A 14,593-nucleotide genomic window follows, 5' to 3' on the forward strand; every position below is an offset into this window, starting at 1 on the left:
ACGTTCATTCAAGTTAAACCGTCGGTTTGCTGCCCGCTCACAATAAGGAGGCTTGCTTTTGCCGAGTCCGTTTTCGACCCTCGCTGTTTCGCTGCCCGGAGGCCCTCGCCCATGAGTGCCTCGTCCCTGCCACCCAGCGGCCTGGTCCGCATGAATCCGCCGGTGTTCTACTTCGCGGCGACCTTCATCCTGCTGTTCGGCCTGGTGGTCATTGCCGTGCCGGAACAGGCCGGCGCCTGGCTGCTGGCGGCGCAGAACTGGGCGGCCAATACGGTCGGCTGGTATTACATGCTGGCGATGACCCTGTATCTGGTCTTCGTGGTGGTCACCGCCTTGTCCGGCTACGGCAAGATCAAGCTCGGTGCCGACCACGACGAGCCCGAATTCAGTTACCTGTCCTGGGCGGGCATGTTGTTCGCCGCCGGCATCAGCATCACGCTGTTTTTCTTCTGCGTCTCCGAACCGCTGACCCATTTGGTGCAGCCGCCTCAGGGCGAGGCCGGTACCGCTGATGCGGCGCGCCAGGCCATGCAGATTCTGTTTTTGCACTGGGGGCTGCACGGCTGGGGGGTGTTCGCTTTCGTCGGCATGGCCCTGGCGTACTTCGCCTATCGGCACAATTTGCCGCTGGCCCTGCGTTCGGCGTTGTACCCGCTGATCGGCAAGCGCATCAACGGTCCCATCGGCTATGCGGTGGACGGCTTCGGCATCATCGCCACCGTGTTCGGCCTCGGCGCGGACATGGGCTTTGGGGTGTTGCACCTCAATTCCGGGCTCGATTACCTGTTTGGCATCGCCCACACCCAATGGATTCAAGTCGGCCTCATCGTGTTGATGATGGGCGCGGCGATTCTCGTGGCGGTGGCCGGTGTCGACAAGGGCGTGCGGGTCATGTCCGACATCAACATGTTGCTGGCCTGTGCGCTACTGCTGTTTGTGCTATTCGCCGGGCCCACCCAGCATTTGCTCAACACCTTGATCCAGAACATCGGCGATTACCTTGGCGCCTTGCCGATGAAGAGTTTCGATCTGTACGCCTACGACAAACCCAGTGACTGGCTCGGCGGTTGGACGGTGTTCTACTGGGCTTGGTGGATCGCGTGGTCGCCATTCGTGGGGCTGTTCATCGCACGGATTTCCCGTGGTCGCACCATCCGCGAATTCGTGTTTGGCGTGCTGCTGATTCCCCTGGGTTTCACCCTGGCGTGGATGTCGATCTTCGGCAACAGCGCCATCGACCAGGTGCTGAACCACGGCATGAGCGCCCTGGGCATGTCGGCCCTGGAAAATCCATCGATGAGCCTGTACCTGCTGCTGGAAACCTATCCGTGGAGCAAGACTGTCATCGCGATCACGGTGTTCATCAGCTTCGTGTTCTTCGTCACCTCCGCCGACTCGGGCACGGTGGTGCTTTCGACGCTGTCGGCCAAGGGCGGCAACCCTGATGAAGACGGGCCGAAATGGCTGCGGGTGTTCTGGGGCGCGATGACCGCCCTGGTGACCAGCGCATTGCTGTTCTCCGGCAGCATCGATGCGTTGAAGTCGGCGGTGGTGCTGACCTCCTTGCCGTTTTCGCTGATTCTGCTGTTGATGATGTGGGGGCTGCACAAGGCGTTTTACCTGGAATCCCAGAAGCAGATCGCGCAATTGCATTCCCTGGCGCCGGTGTCCGGTTCGCGCCGAGGCACAGGCGGCTGGCGCCAGCGCTTGAGCCAGGCGGTGCATTTCCCGTCCCGTGATGAGGTGTACCGTTTCCTCGACACGACGGTGCGCCCGGCCATTGAGGAAGTGAAGGCGGTGTTCGCCGAGAAGGGCCTGACGGTCGTGACCCAGCCAGATCCGGCCAACGATAATGTCAGCCTGGAGATCGGCCACGGTGAGCAGCATCCGTTCATCTACCAGGTGCAGATGCGCGGCTATTTCACGCCGTCCTTCGCCCGGGGGGGCATGGGCTCGAAGGAACTCAACAACCGCCGTTACTACCGTGCCGAAGTGCACTTGAGTGAAGGCAGCCAGGATTACGACCTGGTGGGCTATACCAAGGAGCAGGTGATCAACGACATCCTCGACCAGTACGAACGACACATGCAGTTCCTGCACTTGGTGCGCTGACCGAGGCTTTGACATAGTCGAGCGTTTTCATCTGCCGCGCCGGCCCCATCGCGAGCAAGCTCGCTCCCACGGGGGCAAGTGATTCCTTCTTGGAGGGCTGCTGATCCCCTTGTGGGAGCGAGCTTGCTCGCGATAGCGGTTTGGCGGACGCCGCTGGGCGAAGCTTCAGACCAGCCCGCCATTGGCTCGCAGGATCTGCCCGTTCACCCAGCCGGCGTCCGGGCCGACCAGGAAAGCGACGATGCGGGCGATGTCCTGGGGCTGGCCGAGGCGCTCCAGAGGCGGCATCTTGGCGTAGTGCTGTACCTGTTCCTCGCTCTTGCCGTGCATGAACAGTTCGGTGGCGACCGGGCCGGGGGCCACGGCATTGACCGTGATCTGGCGGCCGCGCAGTTCTTTGGCGAATACCTGGGTCAAGGACTCCACCGCGGCCTTGCTGGCGATGTACACCGAGTAGCCGGGCAGGTTCAGGCCCACGGTGCTGCTGGAAAAATTCACGATCCGGCCGCCTTCGTTCAGGCGGGTCGCGGCTTCGCGCAGGGTATTGAAAGTGCCGCGGGTGTTGATGGCGAATGTCTGGTCGAACAGTTCGTCGCTGTGCTGCGCCAGGGGCATGACCTGGAAGATGCCGGCGTTGTTGATCAACACATCGACCTTGCCCAGATGCGTTTCGGTTTCGTCGAACATCCGCCGGACATCGGCGGCAGAGGACACATCCGCCTTGATCGCTATGGCTTGGTGACCGGCCTGGCGCAGTTGCACCACCAGCTTCGAGGCTTCGGTGGCGCTGTTGGCATAGTTGATGGCGACGGCAAAACCTTCGCTGGCCAGTTGCTTGGCGATCTCGGCGCCTATGCCGCGGGAGGCGCCGGTGATGATGGCAACTTTGGAGGTTTGATTCGTCATGGGTGTGCTCCTCTTGAAGTGGGTGAAGCCAGATTCACATGTTTACTCCCGGCGATAAATGCACGAGAGTTGCCTTGACTGTTCAATAATCACCAATAATCAGGGCGTCGGATTCCGATGGATCAAGTCAAAGCGATGAAGGTGTTCGTGCGAATCTACGAGCGCAGCAGTTTCACCCTGGCCGCCGAAGACCTGAACCTGCCCCGGGCGACGCTGACCCACACGCTCAATCAATTCGAGGCCTGGCTGGGCGTACGCTTGCTGGAGCGCAGCACCCGCAAAGTGCGACCGACCCTCGATGGTGAAGCCTACTACCCACGCTGCGTGCAATTGCTGGCGGAACTTGAAGAGGCCGAACTGGCGTTTCGCGGTGTGGCGCCCAAAGGCAAACTGAGGGTGGACCTGCACGGAACCCAGGCCCGGTACTTCGTGATTCCGGCGTTGCCACAATTCATGGCCCGCTACCCCGAAATAGAACTGTTCATCAGCGAGGCGGATCGCTTCGTCGACCTGATTGCCGAGGGCGTCGATTGCGTACTGCGCTCCGGTACGCTGGCGAACTCGTCATTGATCGGCCGGCGTGTCGCCAATCTTCGACAGATCACCTGCGCCAGTCCCGGTTACCTGCGCCAGTACGGCGAGCCGAAGAGCCTCGATGACTTGAAACATCATCGGGCGGTGAATTACGTCTCGCGGACGACCGCCAAACTCTATCCGTTTCAGTTCATGGTCGATGGCGAACTCAAGGAGGTACCGATCGGGGGCTCATTGTCCGTGTCCGGTGCCGAAATCTACGCCGCCTCGGCCATCGCCGGCATGGGCTTGATCCAATGTCCGCATTACCGAATGGAAGAACCGATCCGGCAAGGGCTGATCCAGGAAGTCCTCACCGCCAACCCGCCGCCTTCCATGCCGGTGTCGGTGCTTTATCCACACAACCGACACATGTCGCCACGGGTTCGCGTATTTGTGGATTGGGTGGCGGAGGTGTTTGCCAAGACGCGATGATCGTCGGCTGCGGTGGTGTTGACGACAAGTTGAGCTATTATTTTTTGCAGGGTGTGTATTGTGTGTACTGAGATCGTCTATCGCAGCTAGAGTTTTTCGGCAGGGCTGTCGAATAAGGCAAAGGTGATGCGAAGTCGGGAAATGATCAGGAAGATCGAGGAAGACGGTTGGTACCTTGTGGCAGTAAGGGGAAGCCATCATCAATACAAACACGCCTTCAAGGCGGGAAGGGTGACGATCAAGCACCCTGACTCGGACCTGCCAAAAGGCACCATTAACAGCATATTGAAACAGGCGGGCCTGAAATGAGGCCCATGAACGATTACGAAGTCCCCAATGGGGATGCATTGTCATCAGGCCGGTGGCTACGGTTGTCGGACCTGGAGGAAGGATTCATCCAAATGAAATTTCCGGTCGTTCTGCATAAGGATGCCGATTCCGAATACGGAGTGACGGTCCCGGATGTACCGGGTTGTTTCTCCGCAGGCAGTACCGTGGCCTTGGCATTCGAAAATGTGAAAGAAGCACTCTCGCTGCACTATGAGGGGTTGGTGGCAGACGGTGAGGCGCTGCCGCAGATCCACGAAATCGATGATCATCTCGCCAATCCGGATTACGCCGGCGGGATCTGGGGAGTAGTTGAATTCGATGTCACACCCTATTTCGGAAAATCAGTGCGATTCAATGCAACACTTCCCGAGCAATTGCTTGAGCGCATCGATCAAACCGTAAAGAGAGATCAGCGTTATAGCTCGCGCTCAGGTTTCCTGGCTGCGGCGGCCTTGCGCGAACTTTCAGCCTGACCGATGCGTCTGTGAAATGTTAGCGTCTGCCACCCGCCGCCCGAACAGAGAGCCTTTCGATGACTTACACCGCTGCCGAAAATCGCTACGAGTCCATTCCTTACCGCCGCGTCGGTCGCAGCGGGCTGGTGCTGCCGGCGCTGTCGCTGGGGTTGTGGCACAACTTTGGCGACAGTACGCCCATCGATACCCAGCGCGCCTTGCTGCGTACGGCGTTCGACCTGGGCATCAACCACTTCGACCTGGCGAACAACTACGGCCCGCCCTATGGCAGTGCGGAGATCAATTTTGGCCGGTTGCTGCGCGAAGATTTCAAGCAGTACCGCGATGAGTTGATCATCTCCAGCAAGGCCGGTTGGGACATGTGGCCGGGCCCTTACGGCCAGGGCGGTGGTTCGCGCAAGTACGTGCTCGCCAGCCTCGACCAGAGCCTGCAACGCCTCGGCCTGGACTATGTGGATATCTTCTATTCCCACCGCTTCGACCCCGACACGCCACTGGAAGAAACCGCCAGTGCGCTGGCCACGGCCGTGCAGCAGGGCAAGGCACTCTACATCGGTATTTCTTCCTATTCCGGCGTGAAGACCCGGGAAATGGCGGCGCTGCTCAACGAGTGGAAAGTCCCGCTGCTGATCCACCAGCCGGCCTACAACCTGCTCAACCGCTGGGTGGAAAAAGACCTGCTGGACGCCACCGACGAACTGGGCGCTGGCGTGATTGCCTTCACCCCGCTGGCCCAAGGGCTGCTGACTGATAAATACCTGAAGGGTATTCCGGCGGATGCGCGGGTCAACCGTCCGGGTGGTGGCTCGTTGCAGGCTGCGCATTTGTCGGAGGAGAACATCGCCCATGTGCGCGCCCTCAATGAGATCGCCCAGCGACGCGGCCAAAGCCTGGCACAGATGGCCCTGGCTTGGACCTTGCGCGATCCCCGGGTCACCTCGGCCCTGATCGGCGCCAGCCGGCCGGAGCAGATCATCGAGAATGTCGGAGCCCTGAAGAACCTCAGCTTTAGCGCCGAAGAGCTGGCGCAAATCGACCGGTTTGCCCAAGAGGGTGGCATCAATCTTTGGGAGAAACCCTCGTCGGCTGAATAACACAAACCCCTGTGGCGAGGGAGCTTGCTCCCGCTCGACTGCGCAGCAGTCGTAAAAACCTGTCCACTGTTTTTTCCTGATGCGCCGTGTTGAATGGATTGGGGCTGCTACGCAGCCCAGCGGGAGCAAGCTCCCTCGCCACAGGTAAGTGGTGTGTTCAGCGGAAAAACGGCACATCCCCCAGCACCGTCGCTCGATGCATCACCCGCCGGGCCGGGCGGTAGTCGTCTACGGCGAAATGCTGCGTCACACGGTTGTCCCAGAACGCCACGTCGTTGACCTGCCAGCGCCAGCGCAGGGTGAACTCCGGGCGGGTGGCGTGGGCGAACAGCAGTTTCAGGATCGCCTCGCTTTCAGTCTCCGACAGCTCGTTGATCTGCGTGGTGAAGCCTTCATTGACGAACAGCGACCGACGCCCGCTCACCGGATGGGTGCGGATCACCGGATGGGACAGCGGTGGATTTTTCCGTCGCGCTTCTTCCCAGCGCACCAAGTCTTCGGCGGTGTTGCCAAAACGCTCCAAGGGAAAAGAGCGGGTGAAGTCGTGGGTCGCCGTCAGGCCTTCCAACAAGCGTTTCAGCGGCGCCGACAAGGCTTCGTAAGCCGCGATGCCGCTGGCCCACAACGTATCGCCACCGAATGCCGGCAGCAGCTTGGCGCTGAGCACCGCGCCCATGGCGGGTGTCGACAGGAAGGTCACGTCGGTGTGCCACACGGCGTTGTCGCGCACATCGGTGACAGCGGTGTCGAGCACCAGGACTTCGGGCTGCTCCGGCACGTTGGGGTAAATGGGGTGAATGTGCAGGTCGCCAAAATACGCGGCGAACCGCGCTTGTTGCACCGGCTCGATTGGCTGGTCGCGGAAGAACAACACCTGATGTTCAAGCAAAGCCTGCTCGATGATATCGCGATGTTCCAAACTCAGCGGTTGGCGGATATCGATCCCGCTGATCTGCGCACCGAGGGCGGTGCTCAAAGGGGTAACGGTCGGGCGGTTCATCGTCGCGTTCTCGCAGTGGGGCGCCGAATGGTCGGCGTGGTCATTTGCTATCAATGAGCCTGGCCATGCCATGGCACCAGTTGGCGTTGCAGGGCGCGCAAGCCCATTTCCATGGCAAAGGCGATCAATGCGATCACCAGGATTCCCAATACCACCACATCGGTCACCAGGAACTGCGCCGCTGACTGCACCATGAACCCCAAGCCACTGGTGGCGGCAATCAGCTCGGCGGCCACCAGTGTCGACCAACCGACGCCCAGGCCAATGCGAATACCGGTGAGGATGTCCGGCAAGGCACTGGGCACGATCACATGGCGAATCAACTGGGCCGGTGTGGCGCCCAAGGATTGCGCCGCGCGTAATTTGGCCGGATCGACGGTGCGCACGCCGGTGGCGGTGGCGATGGCAATCGGCGCGAAGATCGCCAGGTAAATCAGCAGCACCTTCGACAACTCACCGATGCCGCACCAGATGACGATCAACGGCAGGTACGCCAACGGGGGAATCGGCCGGTAGAACTCGATCAGCGGATCGAAGACGCCTCGAGCGATTCGGTTGGCGCCGATGGCGATGCCCACCGGCACGGCCGTCAGCACCGCAAACAACAGGCCCAGGCCGATCCGTTCAAGGCTTGCGCCCAGATGTTGCCAGAGGGTGGAGTCCATGTAGCCACTGGTCGCCAGCAGCCAGCCTTTTTGCAGCACGGCGGACGGCGAGGGCAGGAACAAGGGTTCGATCAAGCCGCTGGCGGTGACGGCCCACCAAACGGCCAGCAGCGCGATCAGGGTCAAGCCGCTGATCCACCGCGTGCTCAGGGTGAGCCTCGCACTGTTGGTCGGGCGCTTGGCCGCGGTTGCAGTGACCTCGGCGGGAATTTCATAGCTGCTCATGCGCGCTCCTGTGGCCGAGTGGCGCTGCGTTGGGAGAACACTTTGGCGAGTACATGCTCGCGGGTTTCGATAAAGCGCGGGTCGGACTTGATTGACCGCGCCGATTCCCCTGCGCCGTAGCGCTGGCCGAAATCCAGGCTCAGGCGCTCGACGATCTGCCCCGGGTTCGGTGCCAGCAGAATCAAGTCGGTGGCGAGGAAGACCGCTTCTTCAATGTCATGGGTAATCAGCAATACCGGTTTGGCGGTGCGCTGCCAGACTTGCAGCAACAGTTCCTGCATCTGCTCGCGGGTAAAGGCGTCCAGCGCACCGAAGGGCTCGTCCATGAGCAGTACACGCGGATCAGCCGCCAACGCCCGGGCCAGGCCGACGCGCTGCTTCTGGCCGCCGGAGAGCTGCCAGACGCGGCGTCGCTCGAAACCGGCGAGGTCCACCAGGGCGAGCATTTCCCGGGCGCGGGCTTCGCGTTTTTCCCGGGAGATCCCGGCGAGTTCCAGGCCGAAACCCACGTTCGCCAGCACGTCTTGCCAGGGCAGCAGCGCATCGTCCTGGAACACCACGCCGCGCTCGGCACTCGGCCCCTTGACGGGCACGCCGTCGAGGGTGATTTGCCCGGCGCTGGGCTCGACGAACCCGGCGATCAGGTTCAACAGCGAAGTCTTGCCACTGCCGGACGGGCCGAGGGCGACCAGTAATTGCTGGGGCCCCAGGGTCAGTGAAATGTCCGCCAGCACGGGGTCCGTCGCGCCGGGGTACTGTGCGCTGATGCGCTCCAGCTGTAGCAAGGCCATCGCCGTGACTCCTTCTAGTGTTCGATCACTGGGTGATGTATTTGGCGCTGACAAAAGGCGCGTAGTCCGGCAGCACGGCTTCGACCTTGCCTTGCTCCTTGAGGAAGGCGGCGGTGTCGGTGATGGCTTTGGTGGTCGGAGCGCCGAGGCTTACGACCTGATCGGCCGCGAGGGGAAAGACGTTGCCTTGCAACAGCAGCGGGATATCACTGGCCTTGGCACCGGAGAGCTTCACCAATTTGTCGATGTTGGACGCATCGGCCAGCCAGGCTTGCGGGTCCTTTCGGTACTGGGCGTAGGCATCCAGGGTGACTTTGGCGAAGGCGGTGACAATTTCAGGATGCTTCTGGGCGAAGTCCTTGCGCACGATCCAGGCGTCGAAGGTCGGTGCGCCGAACTGGGCCAATTCCGCAGACGTGATCAGTACTTTGCCGTTTTCCTTGGCCACGCCCAGCGCCGGGTCCCAGACATAGGTGGCATCGATGTCGCCGCGTTTCCAGGCGGCGATGATTGCCGGTGGCGCCAGGTTGAGGATGGTGACTTTCGATGGGTCGATGTTCCAGTGCTTCAACGCGGCGAGCAGGCTGTAGTGGCCGGTGGAAACGAACGGCACGGCGATCTTCTTGCCGATCAGGTCCTGCGGGGTATTGATCCCGGAACCGTTCCGGGTCACCAGGGCCTCGGCGGCGCCGATCTGGGTGGCAATGAGGAAGGTTTCCACCGGGACCTTGCGGGTGATGGCGGCGGTCAGCGGGCTGGAACCGAGGTAGCCGATCTGCACATCGCCCGAGGCGATGGCGGTGATGACGTCGGCACCGTTGTCGAACTTGCGCCAGTCGATCTTGGCTTGGGTGGCTTTTTCATAGGCGCCGTCGGCCTGGGCGACTTTGGCCGGGTCGACGGTGGTCTGGTAGGCGACGGTCAGGTCGGCTGCCTGGGCAAAAAAACTCGTCACGGCCAGGGAAGCGGCCGCGAGAAGGCGAAGGGGGAAACTCAATGTCATGGGAAGCTCCTCAACAAACCGCCGGGTGTTTGGCGTTGAAGGAGACTAAATGACCTAAGAATTCAAAAATAAATAACTTTTTCGCATTAGCTTATTTGCGAAAAAATCTATTGCAGATGGCTAAGACCCCTGTGGCGAGGGAGCTTGCTCCCGCTCGGCTGCGCAGCAGCCGTAAAAATGGGCCTGCTGCGCAGTCCAGCGGGAGCAAGCTCCCTCGCCACAAGAGCATCCCCACCAAAGAGGGATATTCAGTTACTGATCGCCAAAATGCTCGCCTGATACGAACCTACAAACACATCGAAATCCCCCACCTCGTTCTGCTCCAGCTCAGCTTGCTGAACGAGGGATTCACGGGCGGCTGCTTCAAATGCCGCCTGTTCCTGGGCAGGCAACGGCTCGGCGCGGAAGAATTCGGCGTGGGCCTTGCTTTGGCGCAAGGAGAACTGGGCGAAGCTTTCCTGATGCTCGGCCATGGCAGCCAGTACCTGGGCAGAGGGCGTCAGGGACGGATCGCGGACTTTCGCCAGTTGCGCGTCCAGTGCCTGGCGGTGAGCATCGCCACCCTGGCTCTGGTCAAGCAGCGAGGCCAACGGTGCGATTTTTTCCAGCAGTTCGACGGCCCAGGCCTGCATGTCCACTGATTGGTCTTGTCGCTGCAACTGCAGGCCGGGCTTGCGGCCTTCCTTGACCACGGTGAGGAAGTTGCTCGTGGCGTTGCTGCATTCGTTGTTTTCCAGCTGCGGGCTGTCATTGAGGCCGCAATACAGCAGGAATGCATCGATAAATCGCGACTCGGTGAGGTCGATGCCCATCGGCAGGAACGGGTTGATGTCCAGGCAACGGACTTCGACGTACTGGATACCCCGGGCCATCAAGGCCTGGATCGGACGCTCGCCGGTGTAGGTCACGCGTTTGGGGCGGATGTTGGAGTAGTACTCGTTTTCGATCTGCAGAATATTGGTGTTGAGCTGCACCCATTCACCGTTCTGGTGAGTGCCGACTTCGACGTAGGGCGCGTAGGGCGTTGCCACCGCTTTGCGCAGGCTGTCGGTGTAGCTCACCAGATCGTTGTAGCACGGTGTCAGGCCGGCCTGGGCGTTGCTCTGGTAGCCCAGGTCACTCATGCGCAGGCTGGTGGCATACGGCAGGTACAAGGTGTCCGGGTCCAGCTGTTCCAACTGGTGCGGGCGGCCACGCAGGAAACCAGCGTCCAGGGCTGGCGAGGCACCGAACAGGTACATCAGCAACCAGCTGTAGCGACGGAAATTACGAATCAGCGCGATGTAGGCCGACGACTGGAAGTCGCGGTCGCTGGCTTCGACGCCTTCAGCCTGCCGGAGCAAGGGCCAGAGCTTTTCCGGCAAGGAAAAGTTGTAGTGGATCCCGGCGATGCACTGCATGGTCTTGCCGTAGCGCAAGGCCAGTCCTTTGCGATAGACGTATTTGAGCCGACCGATGTTCGAGGTGCCGTAATACGCAATCGGGATGTCTTCTTCCTCCGGCAGCGGGCACGGCATCGAAGGACTCCACAGGTACTCGTCGCCGAGTTTGCTATAGGCAAACCGGTGGATCTTGTCGAGGCTGCGCAGGGTATCGGCCGGGTCGGCCAAGGCCGGGGTAATGAACTCCAGCAGCGACTCGGAATAGTCCGTAGTGATCTGTTCGTTGGTCAACGCCGAACCCAGGGCCTTGGGGTGCGGTGTCTGCGCCAGGCGCCCATTGTCCGTGACACGCAGGCATTCACGTTCGATGCCGTGCAGGCACTGCTCGAGCAGGGAGAGGTTGGCGCGCTCGCCGAGCAGGGCCAGGCGGCGGTTTAAAAGGTCGCTCAAGTTGAATTCCTTCACGCGTCAGTCGCCCCAATATGGGGGTGGGCAAGACGGTCTACAAGGGTGAAGTTAAAACTGGCGTTATCGCCTGGTTTTCGTGCTGCCAAAGACAAATCGTCGCAGCCCCCTGTGGGAGCGAGCCTGCTCGCGATAGCGGTATTTCAGTCAACTTTATATTGACTGGTCCACCGCTATCGCGAGCAAGCTCGCTCCCACAGAAAAGCCCGACACTGCATTCATGGCGTCGAAATTAACTCAAATCGATGACAGGGAGCTATAGGACAGCGAACGTCCCTTGCGCTTTTGCGACCAGCTTGTCGCCTTGCATCACCTCGGCCTCGACCACCAGCGTGCGCCGGCCCGGGTGGATGACCCGGGCGGTGCACAGCACTTCGCCGTCGGACACGGCGCGAATGTAGTTGATCTTGCACTCGATGGTCGCGCTCTGCTGGTCAAAGCCGTGGACACTGGAACAAGCCAGTCCCATGGCAATGTCCACCAGGCTGAACAGCGCGCCGCCGTGCAGCTTGCCGCCTCGATTGCGCAACGGTGGCTCAAGGCCCAGGGCGACTTGCGCCACCCCGTCTCCCAGGCTCTGCAGACGACAGCCGAGCAGCTTGAAAAACGCGCTCTCCACCAACCCGGCCGGCGTGTCCATCAGCGCTTCTTCAACTGCTTGGCGTTGGCGAACAACGAGGCCATGGCGTTGTTCGCCGGGGCTGTTGCAGTGGTTTCCTTGCGCGGCGCGGTGTTCTGCGATTGGCGAGGCGTCGAGCCCGGACGGGCACCACGGGCACCGTCGACTTTCTCTCCCGGTGTGTCGCTCATGCGCATCGACAAGCCGACGCGTTTGCGCGGGATGTCAACTTCCATGACCTTCACTTTCACCACGTCACCGGCTTTCACCGCTTCGCGCGGGTCCTTGATGAACTTCTCCGACAGTGCCGAGATGTGCACCAGGCCGTCCTGGTGCACGCCGATGTCGACGAAGGCACCGAAGTTGGTGACGTTGGTCACCACGCCTTCGAGGATCATGCCCGGTTGCAGGTCCTTGAGGTCCTCGACGCCGTCCTGGAACTCGGCGGTCTTGAACTCGGGACGCGGGTCGCGGCCTGGTTTCTCCAGTTCCTGGAGAATGTCGGTCACGGTCGGCAGGCCGAAGGTTTCGTCGGTGAATTTCTTCGGGTCCAGGCGCTTGAGGAATGCAGCGTCGCCGATCAGCGAACGGATGTCGCGGTCGGTCTGGGCGGCGATGCTCTGCACCAGCGGATAGGCTTCAGGGTGGACGGCCGACGAATCCAGCGGGTTGTCGCCGTTCATGACACGCAGGAAACCAGCGGCCTGTTCGAAGGTTTTTTCGCCCAGGCGCGGGACTTTCTTCAACGCGGCGCGGGTCTTGAATGCGCCGTGTTCGTCGCGGTGGGTCACGATGTTCTGCGCCAGCGTGGCGTTGAGGCCCGAGATGCGCGCCAACAGCGCCACCGAAGCAGTGTTCACGTCCACGCCCACGGCGTTCACGCAATCCTCCACCACGGCGTCCAGGCCACGGGCCAATTTCAACTGGGAAACGTCGTGCTGGTACTGGCCGACACCGATGGATTTCGGATCGATCTTCACCAGTTCCGCCAACGGGTCCTGCAAACGACGGGCAATGGACACCGCGCCACGGATCGACACGTCCAGGTCCGGGAATTCCTTGGAGGCCAGTTCCGACGCCGAATAAACGGAAGCGCCGGCTTCGGAAACCATGACCTTGGTCATTTTCATGGCCGGGTATTTCTTGATCAGCTCGGCGGCCAGCTTGTCGGTCTCCCGGCTGGCGGTGCCGTTGCCGATGGCGATCAAGTCCACCGAATGCTTGGCGCACAGGGCGGCGAGCACGGCGAGGGTCTGGTCCCACTTGTTGTGCGGTACGTGAGGGTAGACCGTGGCGTGGTCCAGCAGCTTGCCGGTGGCGTCCACCACCGCGACCTTGCAACCGGTGCGCAGGCCCGGGTCCAGGCCCAGGGTGGCACGCGGGCCGGCCGGTGCGGCCAGCAGCAGGTCGTGCAGGTTGTGGGCGAATACGTTGATCGCCTCGGTCTCGGCGTTATCGCGCAACTCGCCCAGCAGGTCGGTTTCCAGGTGGGTGTAGAGTTTGACCTTCCAGGTCCAGCGCACCACTTCGGCCAGCCATTTGTCGGCGGCACGGTTCTGGTTCTGGATGCCGAACTGCTGGCCGATCATACCTTCACACGGGTGCATGGCCCCCGGAAGCTCCTCACCGACCTTCAACGCGGAGCTGAGAATGCCTTCGTTGCGACCACGGAAAATCGCCAGTGCCCGGTGGGAAGGCATGCTCTTGAGTGGTTCGTCGTGTTCGAAGTAATCGCGGAACTTGGCGCCTTCCTCTTCCTTGCCGGCGATCACCCGGGCGCTGAGGGTGGCTTCCTGCTTGAGGTAGTTGCGCAGTTTTTCCAGCAGGTTGGCGTCTTCGGCGAAGCGCTCCATCAGGATGTACTTGGCGCCTTCCAGTGCCGCTTTTACGTCCGCCACACCTTTTTCGGCGTCGACGAAACGCGCGGCTTCGGTTTCCGGGGCCAGGGTCGGGTCGTTGAACAGGCCGTCGGCGAGTTCACCGAGGCCTGCTTCCAGGGCGATTTGGCCCTTGGTGCGGCGTTTTTGCTTGTAGGGCAGGTACAAGTCTTCGAGACGGGTCTTGGTGTCGGCCAGCTTGATGTCGCGCTCAAGTTGCGGGGTCAGCTTGCCCTGCTCCTGGATGCTGGCCAGGATGCTGATGCGCCGTTCGTCGAGTTCTCGCATGTAGCGCAGGCGCTCTTCCAGATGACGCAATTGAATGTCATCGAGGCTACCGGTGACTTCTTTCCGGTAACGGGCGATAAAAGGCACCGTGGAGCCTTCATCGAGTAGCGCGACGGCCGCTTCGACCTGCTGTGGGCGTACGCCGAGTTCCTCGGCGATGCGGCTGTTGATGCTGTCCATAAAACCACCTGACAAATTGTGAAATCAGACTCGCCACCGCGCAAACGGGGCTCGGCGAGACTGGTTGAGCGGCCTGGCATGCGCCGCTGCCTGGGTCAAAAGGCTGCCTGTTGACCCGCGAAATTCAAAAAGTGCTGCCGGGCCAGGAGGAAAAAACAATACGCCGGGATAA

At 61.2% G+C, this 14,593-nt stretch carries 13 protein-coding genes; 5 read left to right on the top strand and 8 right to left on the bottom strand.

The genetic code is table 11. The annotated features are described in order from the left end of the window. The first annotated feature begins 150 nt into the window (after nt 1-150). Entirely contained in the window at nt 151-2,112 is a 1,962-nt protein-coding gene (gene betT, locus QNH97_RS00940) for a choline transporter BetT (RefSeq protein ID WP_283557579.1), read from the top strand. A 165-nt stretch (nt 2,113-2,277) separates the two neighbouring features. Here betT and QNH97_RS00945 read toward each other — a convergent pair whose 3' ends face one another. Beyond that, nucleotides 2,278-3,018, bottom strand: coding sequence for an SDR family oxidoreductase (locus QNH97_RS00945; RefSeq protein ID WP_283555192.1), 741 nt, complete (start codon nt 3,016-3,018; stop codon nt 2,278-2,280). Between the two features lie 117 nt (nt 3,019-3,135). Between QNH97_RS00945 and QNH97_RS00950 the strand changes: the two genes are divergently transcribed. The 4 genes from QNH97_RS00950 (at nt 3,136) to mgrA (ending at nt 5,926) form a co-directional block, all read left to right on the top strand. Beyond that, complete coding sequence (locus QNH97_RS00950; RefSeq protein WP_283555193.1) at nt 3,136-4,026, top strand: LysR family transcriptional regulator; 891 nt, start codon at nt 3,136-3,138, stop codon at nt 4,024-4,026. A 126-nt stretch (nt 4,027-4,152) separates the two neighbouring features. Next, on the top strand, nt 4,153-4,335 hold the full coding sequence (locus tag QNH97_RS00955; protein ID WP_283555194.1) for a type II toxin-antitoxin system HicA family toxin: 183 nt from the start codon (nt 4,153-4,155) through the stop codon (nt 4,333-4,335). 92 nt (nt 4,336-4,427) lie between these two features. Continuing rightward, nucleotides 4,428-4,829, top strand: coding sequence for a type II toxin-antitoxin system HicB family antitoxin (locus QNH97_RS00960; protein ID WP_283557580.1), 402 nt, complete (start codon nt 4,428-4,430; stop codon nt 4,827-4,829). A gap of 59 nt (nt 4,830-4,888) precedes the next feature. Further along, nucleotides 4,889-5,926, top strand: a complete 1,038-nt coding sequence (gene mgrA, locus QNH97_RS00965; protein ID WP_283555195.1) for an L-glyceraldehyde 3-phosphate reductase — start codon at nt 4,889-4,891, stop codon at nt 5,924-5,926. Between the two features lie 157 nt (nt 5,927-6,083). On the opposite strand, the gene tauD is transcribed toward mgrA, so the two are convergent. The 7 genes from tauD to QNH97_RS01000 form a co-directional block, all read right to left on the bottom strand. Beyond that, entirely contained in the window at nt 6,084-6,926 is an 843-nt protein-coding gene (gene tauD, locus QNH97_RS00970; RefSeq protein WP_283555196.1) for a taurine dioxygenase, read from the bottom strand. 50 nt (nt 6,927-6,976) lie between these two features. Continuing rightward, nucleotides 6,977-7,816, bottom strand: coding sequence for a taurine ABC transporter permease TauC (gene tauC / locus QNH97_RS00975; protein WP_283555197.1), 840 nt, complete (start codon nt 7,814-7,816; stop codon nt 6,977-6,979). Then, the gene (gene tauB / locus QNH97_RS00980; protein WP_283555198.1) at nt 7,813-8,607 is read right to left on the bottom strand and encodes a taurine ABC transporter ATP-binding subunit; all 795 of its coding nucleotides are present in this window, start codon (nt 8,605-8,607) and stop codon (nt 7,813-7,815) included. Before tauB ends, tauC begins: the two co-directional genes overlap by 4 nt. Nucleotides 8,608-8,632: 25 nt before the next feature. Beyond that, complete coding sequence (gene tauA / locus QNH97_RS00985; RefSeq protein ID WP_283555199.1) at nt 8,633-9,610, bottom strand: taurine ABC transporter substrate-binding protein; 978 nt, start codon at nt 9,608-9,610, stop codon at nt 8,633-8,635. 248 nt (nt 9,611-9,858) lie between these two features. Next, entirely contained in the window at nt 9,859-11,442 is a 1,584-nt protein-coding gene (gene gshA, locus QNH97_RS00990; RefSeq protein WP_283555200.1) for a glutamate--cysteine ligase, read from the bottom strand. 271 nt (nt 11,443-11,713) lie between these two features. Beyond that, nucleotides 11,714-12,097 carry a PaaI family thioesterase gene (locus tag QNH97_RS00995; RefSeq protein WP_192262043.1) on the bottom strand — a complete coding sequence of 128 codons (384 nt, stop codon included), beginning with the start codon at nt 12,095-12,097 and terminating at the stop codon, nt 11,714-11,716. Further along, nucleotides 12,097-14,421 (bottom strand): Tex family protein, encoded by a 2,325-nt coding sequence (locus tag QNH97_RS01000; protein ID WP_283555201.1) that lies wholly within the window; start codon nt 14,419-14,421, stop codon nt 12,097-12,099. The genes QNH97_RS00995 and QNH97_RS01000 overlap by 1 nt, the downstream gene beginning before the upstream one ends. Nucleotides 14,422-14,593 lie beyond the last annotated feature (172 nt).

Origin of the sequence: Pseudomonas sp. G2-4 (assembly GCF_030064125.1) — a bacterium.
In the GTDB taxonomy this organism is placed as follows: domain Bacteria; phylum Pseudomonadota; class Gammaproteobacteria; order Pseudomonadales; family Pseudomonadaceae; genus Aquipseudomonas.